Below are 17,009 nucleotides of genomic sequence, written 5' to 3'. Positions count from 1 at the left end.
CATGAGCACCGCAGCAGACGCCCAGCTGGAGCGCTGGCTCCGCTTCCGCAAAGGCCGCAACACCGCACTCGCGGCCGAACACGGCTGGCTCACCCTCACATCATTCCAGTGGCTGGAAGGCCAGCCCGCCGCCGTCGACCTCGTCCCTGGACTGTGGTCAGCGGACGGCACGACGGCGACGCTCACCGCCGCGGCGTCCGACGGGCTGACGCTCGTGGAGACCGGGGAGCCGGTGGACGGGACCGTCACTGCGCGGCTCGCCAATGAGGAGTCGCTCATGTGGGTGCAGTTCGGCGACGCGGACGGCCGGCGGGTTGTGGTGGAGCTGGCTATGCGTGCGGACAGATACGCGGTCCGCACCCGGGATTCCGCGTCGCCGGTGTTCACCGAGTTCGACGGCGTGCCCACCTTCGATTACCGGCCCGACCTCGCCGTGGAGGCCAGGTTCGAGGCCTACCCGGAACCCGTGGACGTGCCCATTTCCACCGCCAATCCGCTGGTGGACGGGGTGCACCGCAGCGTCGGCGAACTGGTGTTCCGGCTGCCCGGCAAGGACCACGAGTACCGGCTCCATGCCGAGGAGGAGAAGCTCGGGGCCCTGACAGTCACGTTCCATGACGAGACGAACGGCGAAACGACGGACGAATGGCGGAAGGTGTCCACCGCGCGCCCGCGGCCGGACGGCTCCGTGGTCCTGGACTTCAACCGCGCCATCAACTACCCCAGCGCCTTCACGCCCTACGGCACGTGCCCGATGCCGGTGCGGAACAACAGCCTGGACGCGCGGATCGAAGCCGGCGAAAAGCAGCCCGGCTCCTAGGCACTCCGCAGGCCGCCGTCCTGGGCGCGAACTGGCAGGTAACGCCCTCAAAACGGAGATTTGCGGGCATTAGCTGCCAGTTCGCGCAGGAGCCGGGCCGGGGAATGAAGCCACCTAGACGATCGCGGAGACGCCTGTGACTGCGCGGCCTACGATCAGCGTGTTGATCTCGTACGAGCCCTCGTAGGTGTAGATGGCCTCGGCGTCGGCGAAAATCTTGGCCATCCGGTAATCCGTGACGATGCCATTGCCGCCCAGAATGGACCGGCCCATCGCCACGGTTTCGCGCATCCTCGCCGACGTGTACGACTTGGCCAGCGCCACCTGGGCCATCCCGGCACCCTGCTCCTGCAGCTGCGCGATCCGGGCCATCATGCCCATGCTCGCCACGGCGTTGCCCAGCATGGACACCAGCTGGTGCTGGATGAGCTGGAACCTCGCCAGCGGACGGCCGAACTGCTGGCGTTCGACGGCGTACTGCCGGGCGACGTCGAACGCCGCCAGCTGCTGCCCCACGGCCTGCCACGCGACCATAATGCGTGAGCCGCGGAGCAGTTCGTTGGTGTCCTCGAAACTGCTGATGCCCGCAAATCGGTCTGCCTCGGCAACCCGCACGTTGTCGAAAACGATGTCGGCGTTCTGCACGGTGCGCAGCGCGATCTTGTTCTCGATCCGGCTGCGGCTCACTCCGGGCAGGCTGGCGTCCACGATGAAGCCGCGGACCGCCCCGTCAGCCTCGTCCCGCGCCCACACCAGCATGTAGTCGCAGAACGTCCCGTTGCCGATCCACCGCTTGGCGCCGTTGAGCACCCAGCAGTCCCCACCGCCGTCGGTCTCTCCCGTACGGCCCGATATCCGGCGCGCCCGCGTCTCCATGCCGCCGGCGACGTCGGAGCCGTGATCCGGTTCGGTCAGGGCAAACGCACCCGTGGTCCTCAGGTTCGAGGCGTCGTCGAGGTACCGGCTGCGCTGGTCCTCGGAGCCGAACCGGTAGAGCGACTCGACGAAGAGGTCGTGGTGGACCAGGAAAAACGTGGCGACCGACGTGTCCACGCGCGTCATCTCCGCAATCACCAGCCCGGCGAACAGGTGGCTGTAGCCGCGCTGGGCGGGGGTGCTCAGCTTCAGGGCGGCCAGCTTGGGGAGGATATGCGCCGGAAATTCGGCCTTGTTCCACCAGTCCCCGGCAAACGGCGCGATCTCCGCGGCCAGGAACTCCCGCAGTTCGCTCAGTTTCCGCTGTTCGGAAGCGCTGAGCAGGGACTCGTAGGCGAAAAAGTCGGCGGTGGGCAGGGTATCGATGTCGACGGCGGGCGTCGCCTGCTTGGCCCCGCCCACTCCCGTGCCGGTCACATCGGTGGAGGGAAGTCCGGCGCCGGTCACTTCGGGCCCATCCGGATGGCGCCGTCGAGGCGGATGGTTTCGCCATTGAGCATGGCATTCTCCACGACGTGCGCGGCGAGGTTTGCATACTCAGCCGGCCGGCCCAGGCGGGACGGATGCGGCACCTGCCGGCCCAGTGACTCCTGCGCCTCCTGCGGCAGTCCGGCCATCATCGGGGTCTCGAAAATCCCGGGTGCGATGGTCACCACACGGATGAGGGACCGGGCCAGTTCGCGGGCCAGAGGCAGGGTCATGGCGGCCACGCCGCCCTTGGATGCAGCGTAGGCGGGCTGGCCGATCTGCCCGTCGAACGCGGCAACCGAGGCGGTGTTGATGATAACGCCGCGTTCCTGTCCGCCGAGCTCGGTGACGGCAGGCTCGGTGGCGGCCATCGCGGCGGCGGCCAGCCGGACCACGTTGAAGGTCCCCACCAGGTTGATCTGGATGACGCGCTGGAAGGTTTCCAGCGGCAGCACGCCGTCGCGCCCCAGCACCTTGCCCGGCGTGGCGATTCCGGCGCAGTTCACCACGACCCGCAGGGGTCCCATCCCGACGGCGGCGTCCACAGCGGCCTGCACCTGTTCCTCGCTGGTCACGTCTGCGGGAACGAAGACCGCTTTGGGGGCTGCCACCTCGCGGCCTGAAGCGGCGCCCGCAAGGTTCTGCGGGCCGGCCGCATTCAGCTCGTCGGCGTACGCGGCGCCGGCCGAGGTGCCGAGGTCGGCGAGAACCACAGAGGCGCCGGCGTCAAACAGTCGCCGGGCCGTGGCGGCACCCAGACCGGATGCACCGCCCGTGATGAGCGCGACGGAACCCTCGATTTCCATACATCCTCCTTGATGCGGAACAGGTCGATGCGGATCCGGATCCCGGCCGCGAACGTTAGTTAGTGAATGTTAACTGAAACGGGCGGCGGATGCACCCGCGCCACCCGCTTTTAGGATGACCGCTCGCCACGCTGGCGGGTTGCCAGGCCGGCGGTTCGTCACGCTCGCGCGGGTCGCCGGCGGGCGGTTCGCTAGGCTGGCCGAATGATCCAGCCAGACGCTAATGCCGCCCCAGAGGCCATCCCCGACCCCGCAACCGCTTGGGCAGAGCGGGCCAATGAGGCCGCGCGGTCGGTAACGCACCTGTTCGGCCAGCGCCTGTTTTTCCTGCCCGGGACGCACATCGCAGCCACCGCCCGCCCCTCCGGCCGCATCGAGAACCTCCGCCGCCCGTGGCACTACTGGTGGCAGGCGCATTACCTGGACTGCCTCGTGGACGCGGGTTTTCGCGAACTCGGGAGGGCGGGGCGGCCGCCGGAAAAGTTCGACGGCGCCGCCCGCCCCAGCGCTGGCCAGCTCGCCTCGCGGCTGGTCACCGGCATCCGGCTGCGGAATTTCCTGACGTTCGTTAATCATTACTACGACGACATGGCCTGGCTGGCCCTGTCCACACTCCGCTTGGAGCGGCTCGCCGAGGAGAGCCGGCGTCCCAGCCCCCGGCGCCAGGAGAGGATCCGCAAGAGCCTGACGCTGCAGTTCGACTCGGCCTCCACCGACGACCTCGGCGGCGGTACGTTCTGGAGCACCAAGCGGGACTTCAAGAACACCCCGGCCACGGCACCGGTGGCGCTCTACTATGCACGCACAGGCAACACCGCCAAGGCGCAGGCGCTGCTCGACTGGCTGGATGCGCGGCTGTTCGACTCCGCCCGCGGGCTCTACCTGGACGGCATCCGGATCCGCAGCACCGGGGAGACCGTGCTGGAGGAGGCGATCTACACCTACAACCAGGGACCCGTCCTCGGCGCCCTGCTGGAGCTCGGCGGGCCCGCCAATCTGGAACGCGCATCCACCGTTGTGCGCGCAGTGGCGGAGCACCTCACCCTGCCAGGCAACGCCGGCAGCGTCACCGGCGCGCCCAGCCTGGTCCTCCGGTGCGACGGCACCGGCGACGGCGGACTGTTCACCGGCATCCTCACCCGCTACCTGGCGCTGGCCGCCAACGACCAGCGCCTGCCGCTGGACGTCCGGACCACAGCAGCAGGGCTGGTCACCGGCACGGCCGGGGCCCTCTGGGCCGGCCGCCGGCTGATCGCGACAGGCGAACGGCTGGCCCGGCACGGCCGGGCCGGCGAACCGGTGTTCTCCTTCGAACCCCGGCGGCCGGCGGGCGACACTTATCCCCCGGGCACCGCCGTCGAACTTTCCACCCAGCTGCAGGCCTGGATGGCACTGGAGGCGGCGGCGTCAGTGGCAGCGGGCTCGGGGTCGGGTGCCAATTAGGATACGCAACAGTGTCGTAATTGATGTGATCCTCATCACTTAAGGCCCTTGTCGCTTGGTGCTTAGGTTTGGCTAACCTACAGTTTTTCGAGTGAGCTTCACCTAACTTCCCCAGCTCACAGCGGGCCTGGCCCACGAGACTTTTGCAGAAAGAAGCACCCCCGATGAAGATCCGCAATAACGCGCTGGCCGGCATCGCGATCGCCGCCACCGCAGCCCTGGGCCTCTCGGCCTGCGGCTCCAGCACTTCCCCCGCTGCCTCGTCCTCGGCTGACGCCTCCAAGGGCGAGATCACGGTCTACAACGCCCAGCATGAAAGCCTCACCAAGGAATGGGCGGACGCTTTCACCGCGGAAACCGGCATCAAGGTGACGCTGCGCCAGGGTGACGACACCGAGATGTCCAACCAGATCGTCCAGGAAGGCGCAGCCTCACCGGCGGACGTCTTCCTCACGGAGAACTCCCCCGCAATGGCGCAGGTGGAGAACGCCGGCCTGTTCGCCGACGTTGACAAGGACACGGTGGCCCAGGTTCCGGCGGAGTTCCGCCCCAGCACCAATAAGTGGACCGGCATTGCCGCCCGCTCCACCGTCCTGGTGTACGACAAGAACAAGATCTCCGAGGACAAGCTGCCGAAGTCCATGCTGGACCTGGCCAAGCCGGAGTGGAAGGGCAAGTGGGCAGCCTCCCCGAGCGGCGCCGACTTCCAGGCCATCGTCTCCGCCCTCGTTGAGCTCAAGGGCGAGGCCGCTGCCGAGGCTTGGCTGAAGGGCATGAAGGAGAACTTCACCGCCTACAAGGGCAACAACACCGCCATGAAGGCAGTGAACGCCGGCGAGGTTGATGCCGCGCTGATCTACCACTACTACTACTACGGCGACCAGGCCAAGACCGGCGAGAACTCCAACAACGTAACGCCGCACTACTTCAAGAACCAGGACCCGGGCGCGTTCCTGTCGGTGTCGGGCGGCGGCGTCCTGAAGTCGTCCAAGAACGCGGAGAAGGCCCAGGCGTTCCTGAAGTTCATCACCGGCAAGAAGGGCCAGGAGGTCCTGCAGAAGGGCACGTCCTTCGAGTACGCCATCGCCTCCGGTGTCCCGGCCAACGACAAGCTGGTTCCCATCAAGGAACTTGCGGCTCCCACCGTGGACCCTGCCAAGCTCAACTCCAAGAAGGTCACCGAACTGATGACCAAGGCAGGACTGCTCTAATTCTGTGATCACGCAAGTATCGGCTCCGGAGACATCCGGAAGCACGACGACGGCGGGCCGGGGCAAGCGCCCCCGCCCGCCTTTCGGCGTTTCAACTGTGGCCGTCCTGGCCGTGCTGATCGCCCTGTTTTCGCTCCTGCCCCTGGGCTACGTCGTCTTCATGACCATGGCCACGGGCTGGGACACCGCAATTGAACTGATCGTACGCCCGCGGGTCGGTGAGCTGCTGCTCAACACCGTGCTCCTGATCGTGCTCACGGTGCCGCTGTGCCTCATCCTGGGCGTGGGCGGCGCGTGGCTCGTGGAACGCACCACGCTGCGCGGGCAGAAGGTGTGGGCCGTGCTGCTCGCGGCGCCGCTGGCCATCCCTGCCTTCGTCAACAGCTACGCGTGGGTTTCCGCTGTGCCGTCCCTGCACGGGCTGTTTTCCGGCGTCCTTATTGCCACGCTCTCCTACTTCCCGCTGGTCTACATTCCCGCCGCCGCGACGCTGAGCCGGCTGGATCCCGCCGTAGAGCAGTCGGCTGCATCCCTCGGGCTGGGGGCCTGGCGGGCCTTTTTCCGTGTGGTCCTGCCGCAGCTCCGGATCGCGATGACTGGCGGCGCGCTGCTAGTGGCTCTGCACCTGCTGGCCGAGTACGGCGCCTTCGCGATGATCCGATTCGACACGTTTACCACGGCCATCATGGTGCAGTACCAGTCCACGTTCAACGGCGCAGCAGGCACCATGCTGGCCAGCGTGCTGGTGTTCTTCTGCCTCCTCCTGCTCCTGGTCGAGGTGCGCAGCCGCGGCACCGCCCGGTACGCCCGCGTGGGCTCCGGCGCGCAGGCCAAGGCCCTGCGCCTGCCGCTGCACGCCTACCAGGTACCGGCCCAGCTGGCCCTGCTCGGCCTGACCCTGCTTGCCTTCGGGCTGCCGCTGCTGTTCGTGCTGCGCTGGATCATTGCCGGCGGCGCTGACATCTGGGCGGCTGACGAATTCGTTCCGGCGCTGTGGCAGACCCTGCTGTACGGGCTGGCGGGCGCCGGAGCCACCACCGTTGTCGCCTTCCCCATGGCGTACCTGGCCGTGCGGCATGCCAGCTGGTTCAGCAAGGCCCTCGAACTTTCCAACTACGTCACAAGCTCCATGCCCGGCATCGTGGTGGCCCTGGCCTTCGTCACCGTCAGCATCCGGCTGGTCCCCGGCGTCTACCAGACGGCGGGCGTCCTGGTGGCCGCCTACATCCTCCTGTTCCTGCCGCGCGCGCTGGTCAACATCCGTGCCGGCCTGGCCCAGGCACCCAAGGAGCTGGATGAGGCGGCCCAGGCCCTGGGTACGCCTCCGCTGCTGTCCTTCATCCGCGTGACGCTCCGGCTCACCGCCCCCGCTGCAGCCGGCGGGGCGGCGCTCGTCTTCCTCGGCATCGCCAACGAGCTGACCGCCACGCTGCTGCTCTCCCCCAACGGGACCCGGACCCTGGCCACCGAGTTCTGGAGCAAGAGCAGCGAAATCGACTACGCCGGCGCGGCGCCGTACGCCCTGCTCATGATCGCCATCTCGGCGCCCATGACCTATTTGCTCTTCCAGCAGTCCAAGAAAGTAGCGGGACAGTGACCGAACAATCCCCGTCCAGGCTTCCGGAACCGCGGATCTCACGGTCCGTGGCGCCAAGCACCAACAGCCACCTGGAGATCGACTCCGTCACCAAGAACTTCGGCTCGCAGGCCGTCCTCAAGGGCGTGAACCTGTCAGTGGCCAAGGGCGGAACAACCGCGATCGTGGGCCCCTCGGGTTCCGGCAAAACCACCCTGCTCCGGCTGATCGCCGGGTTTGAACACCCGGGCACCGGCAGCATCTCGCTGAACGGTTCCCCGGTGGCGGGCGACGGCGTGTGGAAGCCCGCGCACAAGCGCCACGTCGGCTACGTGGCCCAGGACGGCGCCCTGTTCCCACACCTGACCGTGGGGCAGAACATCGCCTTCGGGCTCAATGCCGCAAAGCTCGACGGCGGCCGCCGCGCGGTTAACGCCCGGGTCAACGAACTCCTCGAAATGGTGTCGCTGGACACGGCCATGGCCAAGCGCCGGCCGCACCAGCTCTCCGGCGGCCAGCAGCAGCGCGTCGCCCTGGCCCGGGCACTGGCCCGTGAGCCGGAACTCATGCTGCTGGACGAGCCGTTCTCCGCCCTGGACGCCGGACTGCGGGTGGCCACCCGGCGTGCGGTTGCCAAGGTCCTCAGCGAGGCCGGGGTGACCACCATCCTGGTCACCCACGACCAGGCCGAGGCCCTGTCCTTCGCGGACCAGGTGGCGGTGATGCGGGGCGGCAAGCTGGCTCAGATCGGCAACCCGTTCGTCGTTTACACCCGGCCGGCGGACCGTGCCACCGCTGAGTTCCTGGGCGACGCCGTCATCCTAGACGCGTGGATGGAGGGGTCGCTGGCCACGTGCTCGCTGGGCGGGATCCCCGTCCGGCGCCCGCCCGCACAGGGCCGCGTCCAGCTCATGCTGCGTCCCGAGCAGATCCGCATCGCTGAGGATGGGCCCATCCGCGGCGTGGTGGTGGACACCGACTACTTCGGCCCCGAGACCACCGTGCGGCTCAAGCTCGCCGTGCCGCCCAAGCTGGCCGGCGCCATGCCCGACCACCGCTATCCCGGCGGCGGTGAGGTGATTACCATCCGGCACTGGAACGCGTCCATCGCCCAGCCCGGCACCGAACTCTGCCTGCGCGTGGTGGGCGAAGCCGTGGCCTTCCCGCTCGATTCCGACTAACGTTCCGCTGACATTTCCGCTGGGCGGCGTGCCGCCATGGCGCGCGCCAGCGACGCTGTCTACGGCACCGGCGCGTCTAGCGTGCCGTCAGCACGGTGGCCAGCGGCGTGTACTTGAAAGACTTCAGCGTCAGCTTCCCGCCGGCCGTAGCGGCGCTGACCGCCGGCTGCCCGGTGGGCGGCAGCACCACCGACGTCAGGGTCTGCTCGCCGCCGTTCACGAAGACCTCAACCGAGGAATAGTCCACAAAGACTGTCAGCTCCACGCTGCCCCTTCCCTGCGGGCTGCCGCCGCGGGGCGGGCTCTGCGCGCTCCTGCGCTCGGTAAAGAGAGGTCCCAGGGCTTCTGAGCCCGGCACCACTGCCGCCCGGCTCACCCACGCCGTGCCCGTCTCGAAGTTGTAGCCCACCGTGGCGTAGTCCGCCCCGGCGCTGCCGAGCTTCAGCAGGCCCTCCGTGCCGTCGTCGCCCGGTGCACGTTCCAGGGTCACGTCCAGCCGGTAGGCGCCGCCAGCGGGCGCGGGAAGATCACCGGCGCCCTCCGGGGTTAGCTCCCTGCTCCCGGCCGTCTTGGCTTCGCCCTCCAGCGTGGACAGCGCCGGGGTCGGGGCGGAGACGAGGGTAGGCCTGCCCCGCAAGGTTTTCAGCCGGATGTCCCGCACGATCGAGTCGGCGCCGCCCTGCCAGTCCGTGGTGGGCAGCTGCCGGGCGTACGTCCAGTTGTTCATCCAGCCGATCGCGTGGCGGGACGCCATCCGTTCGTTTTCCGAAAGCCGGGGATCGTCCCAGGTGACGGCGGCATAAAAGTCGGAGCCGGCGTCTAGCCACTGGTGTTTGTCCTCCGCAGGGGTGAACGCGGTTCCGTCAAAGGTCCCGGTCCAGTAGGCCACGCCGGTGGTCCTGCCTTCCGCGGTGCCGTTCGCGCTGGCGGCCAGGACCCAGGTGCGTTTGGCGGGGTCGCCGTCGAGATCCAGCTGGAAGAGGTCGGGGCATTCGAGGATTCCCAGGCCCCTCCGCTCGAAGCCCGACACGTAGCGCCAGTCCTTGAGGTCCTTTGAGGTGTAGAGGCCGATCTTCTCCCCCTCCGCCAGCGCCATCACCCACTGTCCGCGGGCCTCGTCACGGATGATTTTCGGGTCGCGCCAGTGCTGCGCCCCGGGGTTCTCCATGACCGGATTCCCGTCGGCGGCCTTGAAGGTGTAGCCCTTGTCCGTGGAATAGAACAGGGACTGCCGCTGCACGCCTTTGTCCTGCTGGGTCATGACGGCGACGACGGCGCCCTTCCCGAAGCCGGCGGTGTTGTCCTGGTCCACCACGGCGCTGCCGGTCTCAATGTCCCCGAGGCCGTTTTTGAACTTCTCAATGGCGACGCCCTCGTCCTTCCAGTGCACCAGGTCGGTGCTGGTGACGTGGAACCATTCGGTGCCGTTCCCCTCGGGGTGGTCCGCGTTGTAAAGGTAGTAGTAATGCCAGACGCCGTCCAGCAGGAACGGCCGCTGCGGATCGTTCATCCACTCTTTGGCAGGGGTGAGGTGGTAGGAGGGCCGGAACTGCGAGGCGCCCTCCGGCCTGCTGAACGACTTCGGTGCTTCGCTCTGGGTGCCACCGCTGCTTTGGGGTCCGCCGCCCTGAGATCCGGCACCGCCCTGCGTTCCGCCGTCATTTGAACGGCGAGCCAGGCCGATTACCGTCACCAAAGACAGCACTAGAGCCAGGGCCACTGCCGCCGCAATCCACCGCCCGCGTGGGCTCAGCGTGCGTAGGGAATACCGCTGCATGTTCGCCGTTCGTGTTGGGAGTAGGCACCAATTTTAGCGCGGCGCCGCGCTGATCGAGCTTTGTCGAGATCAAGCCCCCCGGTTTCGACAGGCTCAACCGGCGGGACGAAGCGACAGGCTCAACCAGCGGGATTTTGAGCCGGGCGCTTCTTCTGCGGATACGGCGTCTCACCGCGGGCCAGCATCTCGACAAACCCGGCGATTTTGCGCTCCCGAGTGGAGGCCTGCTTGACCGAATTGGTCCGGTAGATCAGCGCGTAGCGGTTCACGGACGTGAGCACATCGAACATGGCCTGCGCCTCAGGCACGGCGGCGATGGCGGCGGCCAGGTCCGCAGGGACCTCCGCCGTCGCCGGTCCCGCATAGGCGGCCTCCCAGCGGCCGTCGGCTTTGGCGGCGTCGACGGCGGCCCAGCCGGGAGCGGTCATCTTCCCTTCTGCGTCCAGGCGGGCCACGTGGCCGACGTTCCGCTCGGACCAGGGGCTCTTGGCACCCCGGCGGGTCATGCGCTGGAAGTAACTGTCGCCGTCGCGCTTTTTGACTTGGCCGTCGATCCAGCCGAAGCACAGCGCCTCGTCCAGGGCGGCGTTGTAGTCGAGTTCGGTGACGTTGCCGCCCTTCTTGTGCAGGACGAGCCAGACGCCCGGGCTGTCGCTGTGGTGGGATTCCAGCCACGTCCGCCACGCGACGGCGTCGGGCACCAGCAGTTCCTCGAGTTCCACAGCCATGTGCCTATTCTGCCTGCAGCGCCCCTGGATTCAACCCGGTGCCCGCTGGTTTAACCCGGTGTTTCGTGGTTCAAGACGTGGCATCATGGCCATGTCGGCGCCGTTTTCGAAGATCCTGGTGTTTCGAGTTCGAGGAGAGAGCATGCTTCGTGTCCGCCCCATCCACTTCACGTCCCGGTTTGAACCTTGGGAGCGGCTCCTCACCGACCTGGGGATGATCAAGTCCACCGATGAGGGCTCCTGGCGGGAGTACGACGCCGGGGCGGGCCGGCTGGCGCTGCACCAGGCCGAGCCGGGCGCGGCGGAGGACGGCGTCACGCACTTTGGCGTGGAGGTCGGCGACCTTGAGGAGTTTGCCCGGCGCACCAACCAGTCCGGCGCGGAATCGGACACCTCCTCCGCCGAACTCGTGCAGGCGGACCACGGCGACTCCTGCCGGATCACGGGCGCGGACGGCTTCATCTTTTTCGCGGACAAGGCCGTCCACGGGGCCATCTGCGCGGATGCCGATCCGGCGCTGGCCGTGGTGGAGGTCTGGTTCAGCGAAGATGTGACCGCCGCCGCCCAGGCACTGCGGGACATCGGAGCACGGTTCCGGCCGGCCCCTGACGACGACGAAACCGCCGACTTCACGGCCAAGAACGGCGGAGTCCTGATGGCCCGGCCCGGTACCGGCGCGGCGCACGCAGGACTGGGTTTCGAGTACGCCGGCGACCTTGACGCCCTGCGGGACCGGCTCACTGGCGCCGGACACGAGGTTACGCTGACCGAGGAGGCCTTCGGACGCACCCTGCATGTGCCGCATCCCGACAATGACGGCGCGGCAACCCAGCGGGCACCGCTCTGGATCTCCGCCCGGCGCCCGTCGTAGCCCCCGCTCCCCTACCCCAGCGGCCGTCGTAGGGCGGCAAATCGAGGGGTGAGATCCCGCCGCTTTGCCTGCCTCTAAGCGGTGGAATCTCACGCCTCGGCGGCCGGACCTGTGGCGATGGGGTAAAAATGACTCATGAACGTGCGCACCCCTGACCCCAACCCCGGCTGGCTCTCGGACGAAGATCTCTTCGAAGCCCGAGGCAGGCTTCCGATGGTCTACGTGGAGGCGGTGCCGGTCCGGCTGGATCCACTCGGGTTCGTGAATGAGGTGGGCACGCTCCTGCAGGCGGACGAGGACGGCACCATGGTCCGGTCCCTCGTCTCCGGCCGGGTGCTCTACCGCGAGACCATCCGCGCCGCCCTGCTGCGGCACATGGAAAAGGACCTCGGCCCGCTGGCATTCCCCCAGCTGCCGATCAGCCCGGTGCCGTTCACCGTGGCCGAATACTTCCCTGCACCCTCCCACACCGGGTTCACCGACGACCGCCAGCACGCCGTATCGCTGGCCTACATCATCCCTGTAACCGGCGAATGCGATCCCCGCCAGGACGCGCTGGAGCTGACTTGGATGACGCCCCAGGAAGTGCTCAGCGACGGCGTGCAGCTCGAGTTCGCCGGCGGCCGCGGCGCCCTGGTGAAGCAGGCCCTGGCCTACGCCGGCGTCGGCAGCTGACGCCCGGGCGCCCGCGCCTCCCGGACTTCGCACCCTCTCCTTTGTAGACTGTTGGGCGGACCGCAAGAGAACTTAAGGACTCCCGATGAACCACCCTGCAGCTGCCAAGACCTACCGTGAACAGCAGGCGGGCTCTCTGCGGGCGGGCGACCACCTGCTCTTGCCGGATGGCGAGCGGTCCGCGGAAATCCACTCCGTAGAAGTCGAAACCGATGATTTCGGCAGTCCCGCCACCATCCTTGCGACCCTCACCGGCGGCGGCACGCTGCGCATCGCTGCCGGCTCGTCCGTGCGGATCACCGAACCCGCGGTTGACGACTTCCATGCCCCGGCAGACGCCGGCAATGACGCTGCAAGGACCGCTTCCGTCGTCGAAGGTGCCACCAGCGCAGACGGCGCCGGAACGGCGGACGGTGCCCAGGCGTCCGGTGCCCAGGCGTCCGACGCCGGCACTCCCCTTTCCGTCGTGGGGAACTCCGTAGTGGGGAACCAGGCACCTGCGGAGCCTGTGCGGACGGCGCCTGCCGCCGTCGTCGTCCCTCCCCTGCCGGCCACCACCCCGGTGGTGATCGGCCCCAGCGCCGACGATCTTGCCCTCATCCCGCAGCCCTCCGGGACGCCTGAATCCGTGGTGGAAGCCGTGGCGGAGGCCCATCCGGACTCCACCGGAGTGCAACTGCTGGCCGACAAGCTGGTCAAGGGCATCAACACCAAGTCGGGCAGCTGCCTGAAGGACCTGAGCGACCTCGCGCATGAGCTGTTCGTCATGCTCAAGGACGCCGAGGCCGCGCTGGCGGTCGCCGACCTGCTGAACGTGCTGCCCTTCGACGGTAACCCGGGGCGCTGGGGATCGGTGGAGGCGTCGCTCGCGCTGTCCAGCTACGTGTGCCGCCAGACAGGGCACAAGGACCGGGCCGCCGTGTATGAGAAGCTGCTCCGGGCTCCGGAGAACCAGGAGACGGATCCGTTCAAGGCGCGGATGCAGGCCAGGGTGCGCCAGCGCTCACTCAACGAGCCGAACCTGTACGACAAAGAAATTTTCCGCTCCATCGACAACTCCAACCATGAGGCGGAGCGCGAGTGGCGGCTGCTGCGCCTGGAATCGCTGCTGTTCCTGCGCGCCCACGGCGGATCGCAGACCATCAGCGGATCGGAACTGGAGCGGCGGATTGCGAACGAACTGGAATCCGTGCGGGCCTAGGCCGTCACTGGCCTGCCCCTGCACGACTGCACCCGTTTTCCACCGGGCTTTCCTCTAGCCCGGGTTGCACCCCAAGTTGTAGATTCAGGCCATGACGAACAATCTCAGCGTTGTGATCAATTCGGACGCGCCGCAGGTTTGGACGATGCTGCGTGAACCCTCGAAAGTCGCGCAGTGGCACGGCTGGGAGGCCGACGAATTGGCGGCGGAAATCAATGAGATCTACTTCAGCAACAACGTGGTCGAAGGACCGGACCACACCACGCTGACTGTCAACAACGGCGATGTCTTCGAGCTCAAGCCCGTGCCCACCGGAACCGAGGTCCGCGTCACCCGTTCCGGGGTGGACCACAACTCAGAATGGGCCGCGTGGGACGAGGACATCACCCAAGGATGGCTCATCTTCCTGCAGCAGCTGAGGTTTGCGTTGGAGCGCCATCCCCACGGCAAGCGCCGGACCTGCTATTTCTCCGTCCCTGGCAGCGGCGGGTCCGCCATCGAGAAACTCGGGCTCAAGGATATCCCCGCTCCCGGTGAAGAGTATTCGCTCACCCTGGCCACCGGCGAGGAAGTCTCGGGCAGGGTCTGGCACAAGACCAACCACCAGGTGGGGCTGACGGTGCACAGCTACGCGGAGCACGGTGAGGGCCTGCTGATCGTGGCCGACCAGCCCGTGATTCCCGAGAAAAGGCCCGACGGCGGATCGCTCGTGATTCTCTCGCTGTACGATCTCGGCGCGAACAGCATGGAAACGATCCGTTCCCTGTGGGACGACTGGCGCTCTGAGAACTACCCCACATCAGAACCCCTCCAGTAAGGGTCCGCGACTGTTAGCTGGCACACTTGAACCGTGCCAGCCAATCCTGAACCGTCCCTTCCGCCTGCACCGCTTTCCCCTTCTGCACCGGTGCCGGCCGCCCGCCAGTCGGAGTTCTCCTTCCGGGTGGGCAAGCGGCTCACTGAAACATGCAGCCCCGCCCCGGAACAGGAGAGCGCCAACGGAGGCGGGTTCCTGGGCCGGACCGGCACCATCGCCACCCCGCACGGCGAGATCCAGACGCCGGCCTTCATCGCCGTCGGCACCAAAGCCACGGTGAAATCCGTGCTTCCAGAGTCCATGGCCGAACTCGGCGCCCAGGCCCTGCTGGCCAACGCCTACCACCTGTACCTGCAGCCCGGCCCCGAGGTCCTGGACGAAGCCGGCGGCCTGGGCGCTTTCATGAACTGGCCCGGGCCCACCTTCACAGATTCGGGCGGCTTCCAGGTGATGAGCCTCGGGTCGGGGTTCAAGAAGGTCATCGACATGAAGACAGTGCCGGTGGCGGATACCGCCGTCCCCGACGATGCTGTGGCGCCGGGCAAGGAGCGGCTGGCCCATGTGGACGAGGACGGCGTGTGGTTCAAGAGCCACCTCAACGGGGACCGCCACCGCTTCTCGCCCGAGATCTCCATGCAGGTCCAGCATCAGATCGGCGCAGACATCATGTTCGCCTTCGACGAGCTCACCACCCTGCAGAACTCGCGGGGGTACCAGGAGGAATCGCTGGAGCGCACCCGGCGCTGGGCTTTGCGGTGCATCGAGGAGCATTTCCGGCTCACCGACGAACGCCCGGGCAAGCCGTACCAGGCGCTGTTCGGCGTGATCCAGGGCGCCCAGTACGAGGACCTGCGCCGCAAGGCCTGCCGCGACCTCGGCGCCATGGCCTTCGACGGCTACGGGATCGGCGGCGCCCTCGAGAAGGAGAACCTGGGCACGATTGTGCGCTGGTGCAACGAGGAGCTGCCGGAGAACAAGCCGCGGCACCTGCTGGGCATCTCCGAGCCGGACGACATATTCACGGCCATTGAGAATGGCGCCGACACCTTCGACTGCGTCTCCCCCACCCGCGTGGCCCGCAACTCGGCGTTCTACACGCCCGACGGCCGCTTCAACCTGTCCGGCGCCAAGTACAAGCGCGACTTCGGCCCGTTGCAGGATGGCTGCGACTGCTATGCGTGTCTAAACTATTCACGCGCCTACATCCACCACCTGTTCAAGGCCAAGGAGATGCTCTCCGCCACGCTCATCTCCATCCACAACGAGCGCTTCGTGGTGAAGATGGTGGACGACGCCCGGCTCGCCATCGAGTCCGGCGACTTCTTCGAGTTCAAGGCCGAGACCCTGGGGCGGTACTACTCCTAGGGGCCGTGGCCGCCGCCGTTTCGACGGTTCCCTGCGCACTAGACGTCGCGGAACGTCGAACGGGCAGGGAACCGTCGAAACGGCGTTCTCCACATAGGAGCGGGAGACTCTGTGCCTCTGTCACTGCCGTGGCCATGGTGGGGAGATGAACTCACGCATCCCCGCTCTGCCCGTCGCTGAAGACCTCTGGCGGACCGCCCAGCTCCTGCAGTGCGGGCTGAACTCGCGGGCGATCGCGCAACTCGTTAGGGATGGAACCTTGGTCCGCGTGCGCCGTGGCTGCTATGCGCGAGGTAGCTGGTGGACGGGCCTGAACGCAGGGGGCCGCCGTCGCCAGCTGATTTTCGCCCATGCGCACGGTACACGCACGACGTCGGCCGGCGGCTTCGTTTACAGCCACACTTCAGGCGCCAGCCTGCAGAGCCTCCATCTGTGGGGCGTCGACGATATGGTCCATCTGACCCAGGCGGGCTGCCCGTCCGCTGTCTCCCACGCGCGCGGCGTAGTAGCTCACACCAGGCAACTGGGCAGCCGGGAACTGGCTTTCGTGGACGGTCTGCGGTGCACCTCCCTGGAGCGGACCGTGGTGGACTGTTGCCTGATGTTTAACGTTCGTCAGGCACTGATCCTGGTGGACCACGCGGCCCGCCTGGGCGCCGACCTGCACCTGCTGCGGGACTACTGCACGGCGTTGGGGGGCCGTAACGGGGTTGTAGCATTGCGCCGGGCACTGGAGTTGGTGGATGCCCGCTCCGAGTCTGCCGGTGAGAGCTTGACCCGGGAACTCATCCACAGGCTCAGGATTCCGCCGCCCGAGCTCCAATACGTGGTGCGGACATCCTTGGGCGAGCACCGCCTGGACTTTGCATGGCCCAGGCGGAAGGTTGCCCTGGAGTTCGATGGCAAGACCAAGTACTTCGATTACCGGCCCACGAGCGAGGTGGTTTTCGAGGAACGCCGACGAGAAAAGGCGCTCATGGAGCAGGGGTGGATTTTCGTCCGGGTCGAGTGGAAGGACCTGTTCCGGGAGCAGGAGTTCAAGTACCGGGTGCTCCACGCGCTGGCCCGAGGGTTTTGAGGGTTCGCAGTTCAGCCCGTTTAGACGGTTCCCTGCGGGCTAGACGTTGCGGTACG

15 protein-coding genes are annotated in these 17,009 nt (G+C 67.4%); 11 read left to right on the top strand and 4 right to left on the bottom strand.

Annotated elements, in window-relative coordinates; translation table 11 throughout:
• Position 1: 1 nt before the first annotated feature.
• On the top strand, positions 2-820 hold the full coding sequence (locus tag DBZ45_RS02920) for a DUF1684 domain-containing protein (RefSeq protein WP_111902466.1): 819 nt from the start codon (positions 2-4) through the stop codon (positions 818-820).
• A gap of 114 nt (positions 821-934) precedes the next feature.
• On the opposite strand, the gene DBZ45_RS02915 is transcribed toward DBZ45_RS02920, so the two are convergent.
• Together DBZ45_RS02915 and DBZ45_RS02910 are read right to left on the bottom strand one after the other, a co-directional pair.
• A complete protein-coding gene (locus DBZ45_RS02915) occupies positions 935-2,122 on the bottom strand; it encodes an acyl-CoA dehydrogenase family protein (RefSeq protein ID WP_111902499.1) in 1,188 nt (395 codons plus the stop codon).
• A gap of 77 nt (positions 2,123-2,199) precedes the next feature.
• On the bottom strand, positions 2,200-3,030 hold the full coding sequence (locus DBZ45_RS02910; RefSeq protein ID WP_111902465.1) for an SDR family NAD(P)-dependent oxidoreductase: 831 nt from the start codon (positions 3,028-3,030) through the stop codon (positions 2,200-2,202).
• A gap of 204 nt (positions 3,031-3,234) precedes the next feature.
• Between DBZ45_RS02910 and DBZ45_RS02905 the strand changes: the two genes are divergently transcribed.
• The 4 genes from DBZ45_RS02905 to DBZ45_RS02890 all read left to right on the top strand — a co-directional run bounded on the left by DBZ45_RS02905 (position 3,235) and on the right by DBZ45_RS02890 (position 8,441).
• A complete protein-coding gene (locus tag DBZ45_RS02905) occupies positions 3,235-4,473 on the top strand; it encodes a glycoside hydrolase family 76 protein (protein ID WP_111902464.1) in 1,239 nt (412 codons plus the stop codon).
• Positions 4,474-4,637: 164 nt separating this feature from the next.
• Positions 4,638-5,684, top strand: a complete 1,047-nt coding sequence (locus DBZ45_RS02900; protein WP_111902463.1) for an iron ABC transporter substrate-binding protein — start codon at positions 4,638-4,640, stop codon at positions 5,682-5,684.
• Positions 5,685-5,688: 4 nt separating this feature from the next.
• Positions 5,689-7,281: an ABC transporter permease gene (locus DBZ45_RS02895; protein WP_190242978.1), complete on the top strand. Its 1,593-nt coding sequence runs from the start codon at positions 5,689-5,691 to the stop codon at positions 7,279-7,281.
• Positions 7,278-8,441, top strand: coding sequence for an ABC transporter ATP-binding protein (locus tag DBZ45_RS02890; RefSeq protein WP_190242977.1), 1,164 nt, complete (start codon positions 7,278-7,280; stop codon positions 8,439-8,441). The genes DBZ45_RS02895 and DBZ45_RS02890 overlap by 4 nt, the downstream gene beginning before the upstream one ends.
• 76 nt (positions 8,442-8,517) lie before the next feature.
• Here the strand turns inward: DBZ45_RS02890 and DBZ45_RS02885 are convergent, their stop codons facing one another.
• A complete protein-coding gene (locus DBZ45_RS02885) occupies positions 8,518-10,218 on the bottom strand; it encodes a glycoside hydrolase family 32 protein (protein ID WP_111902462.1) in 1,701 nt (566 codons plus the stop codon).
• A 119-nt stretch (positions 10,219-10,337) separates the two neighbouring features.
• Positions 10,338-10,946 carry a YdeI/OmpD-associated family protein gene (locus tag DBZ45_RS02880; RefSeq protein WP_111902461.1) on the bottom strand — a complete coding sequence of 203 codons (609 nt, stop codon included), beginning with the start codon at positions 10,944-10,946 and terminating at the stop codon, positions 10,338-10,340.
• Positions 10,947-11,088: 142 nt separating this feature from the next.
• On the opposite strand from DBZ45_RS02880, the gene DBZ45_RS02875 reads away from it, so the two are divergent.
• From DBZ45_RS02875 to DBZ45_RS02850, 6 genes are all read left to right on the top strand, one after another.
• The gene (locus DBZ45_RS02875) at positions 11,089-11,817 is read left to right on the top strand and encodes a VOC family protein (protein ID WP_111902460.1); all 729 of its coding nucleotides are present in this window, start codon (positions 11,089-11,091) and stop codon (positions 11,815-11,817) included.
• Positions 11,818-11,952: 135 nt separating this feature from the next.
• A complete protein-coding gene (locus DBZ45_RS02870) occupies positions 11,953-12,492 on the top strand; it encodes an NUDIX hydrolase family protein (protein ID WP_111902459.1) in 540 nt (179 codons plus the stop codon).
• Positions 12,493-12,577: 85 nt separating this feature from the next.
• Positions 12,578-13,693, top strand: coding sequence for a DUF6707 family protein (locus tag DBZ45_RS02865; protein WP_111902458.1), 1,116 nt, complete (start codon positions 12,578-12,580; stop codon positions 13,691-13,693).
• A gap of 91 nt (positions 13,694-13,784) precedes the next feature.
• The gene (locus tag DBZ45_RS02860; RefSeq protein ID WP_111902457.1) at positions 13,785-14,510 is read left to right on the top strand and encodes an SRPBCC domain-containing protein; all 726 of its coding nucleotides are present in this window, start codon (positions 13,785-13,787) and stop codon (positions 14,508-14,510) included.
• Positions 14,511-14,543: 33 nt separating this feature from the next.
• Complete coding sequence (gene tgt / locus DBZ45_RS02855) at positions 14,544-15,875, top strand: tRNA guanosine(34) transglycosylase Tgt (RefSeq protein WP_111902456.1); 1,332 nt, start codon at positions 14,544-14,546, stop codon at positions 15,873-15,875.
• Between the two features lie 145 nt (positions 15,876-16,020).
• A complete protein-coding gene (locus tag DBZ45_RS02850) occupies positions 16,021-16,953 on the top strand; it encodes a type IV toxin-antitoxin system AbiEi family antitoxin domain-containing protein (protein WP_111902455.1) in 933 nt (310 codons plus the stop codon).
• Positions 16,954-17,009: the final 56 nt, after the last annotated feature.

This window comes from Arthrobacter globiformis, assembly GCF_003261175.1.
In the GTDB taxonomy this organism is placed as follows: Bacteria; Actinomycetota; Actinomycetes; order Actinomycetales; family Micrococcaceae; genus Arthrobacter; species Arthrobacter globiformis_A.
Note: the sequence above shows the minus strand (reverse complement) of the source record. Positions and strands in the feature narration are given on the sequence as shown.

Excerpts from the sequence above, each read along its gene's own strand:
- DBZ45_RS02920 (WP_111902466.1), top strand. The coding sequence starts at position 2 with ATGAGCACCGCAGCAGACGCCCAGCTGGAGCGCTGGCTCCGCTTCCGC.
- DBZ45_RS02910 (WP_111902465.1), bottom strand. The coding sequence starts at position 3,030 with ATGGAAATCGAGGGTTCCGTCGCGCTCATCACGGGCGGTGCATCCGGT.
- DBZ45_RS02905 (WP_111902464.1), top strand. The coding sequence starts at position 3,235 with ATGATCCAGCCAGACGCTAATGCCGCCCCAGAGGCCATCCCCGACCCC.
- DBZ45_RS02900 (WP_111902463.1), top strand. The coding sequence starts at position 4,638 with ATGAAGATCCGCAATAACGCGCTGGCCGGCATCGCGATCGCCGCCACC.
- DBZ45_RS02885 (WP_111902462.1), bottom strand. The coding sequence starts at position 10,218 with ATGCAGCGGTATTCCCTACGCACGCTGAGCCCACGCGGGCGGTGGATT.
- DBZ45_RS02880 (WP_111902461.1), bottom strand. The coding sequence starts at position 10,946 with ATGGCTGTGGAACTCGAGGAACTGCTGGTGCCCGACGCCGTCGCGTGG.
- DBZ45_RS02875 (WP_111902460.1), top strand. The coding sequence starts at position 11,089 with ATGCTTCGTGTCCGCCCCATCCACTTCACGTCCCGGTTTGAACCTTGG.
- DBZ45_RS02870 (WP_111902459.1), top strand. The coding sequence starts at position 11,953 with ATGAACGTGCGCACCCCTGACCCCAACCCCGGCTGGCTCTCGGACGAA.
- DBZ45_RS02865 (WP_111902458.1), top strand. The coding sequence starts at position 12,578 with ATGAACCACCCTGCAGCTGCCAAGACCTACCGTGAACAGCAGGCGGGC.
- DBZ45_RS02860 (WP_111902457.1), top strand. The coding sequence starts at position 13,785 with ATGACGAACAATCTCAGCGTTGTGATCAATTCGGACGCGCCGCAGGTT.
- DBZ45_RS02850 (WP_111902455.1), top strand. The coding sequence starts at position 16,021 with ATGAACTCACGCATCCCCGCTCTGCCCGTCGCTGAAGACCTCTGGCGG.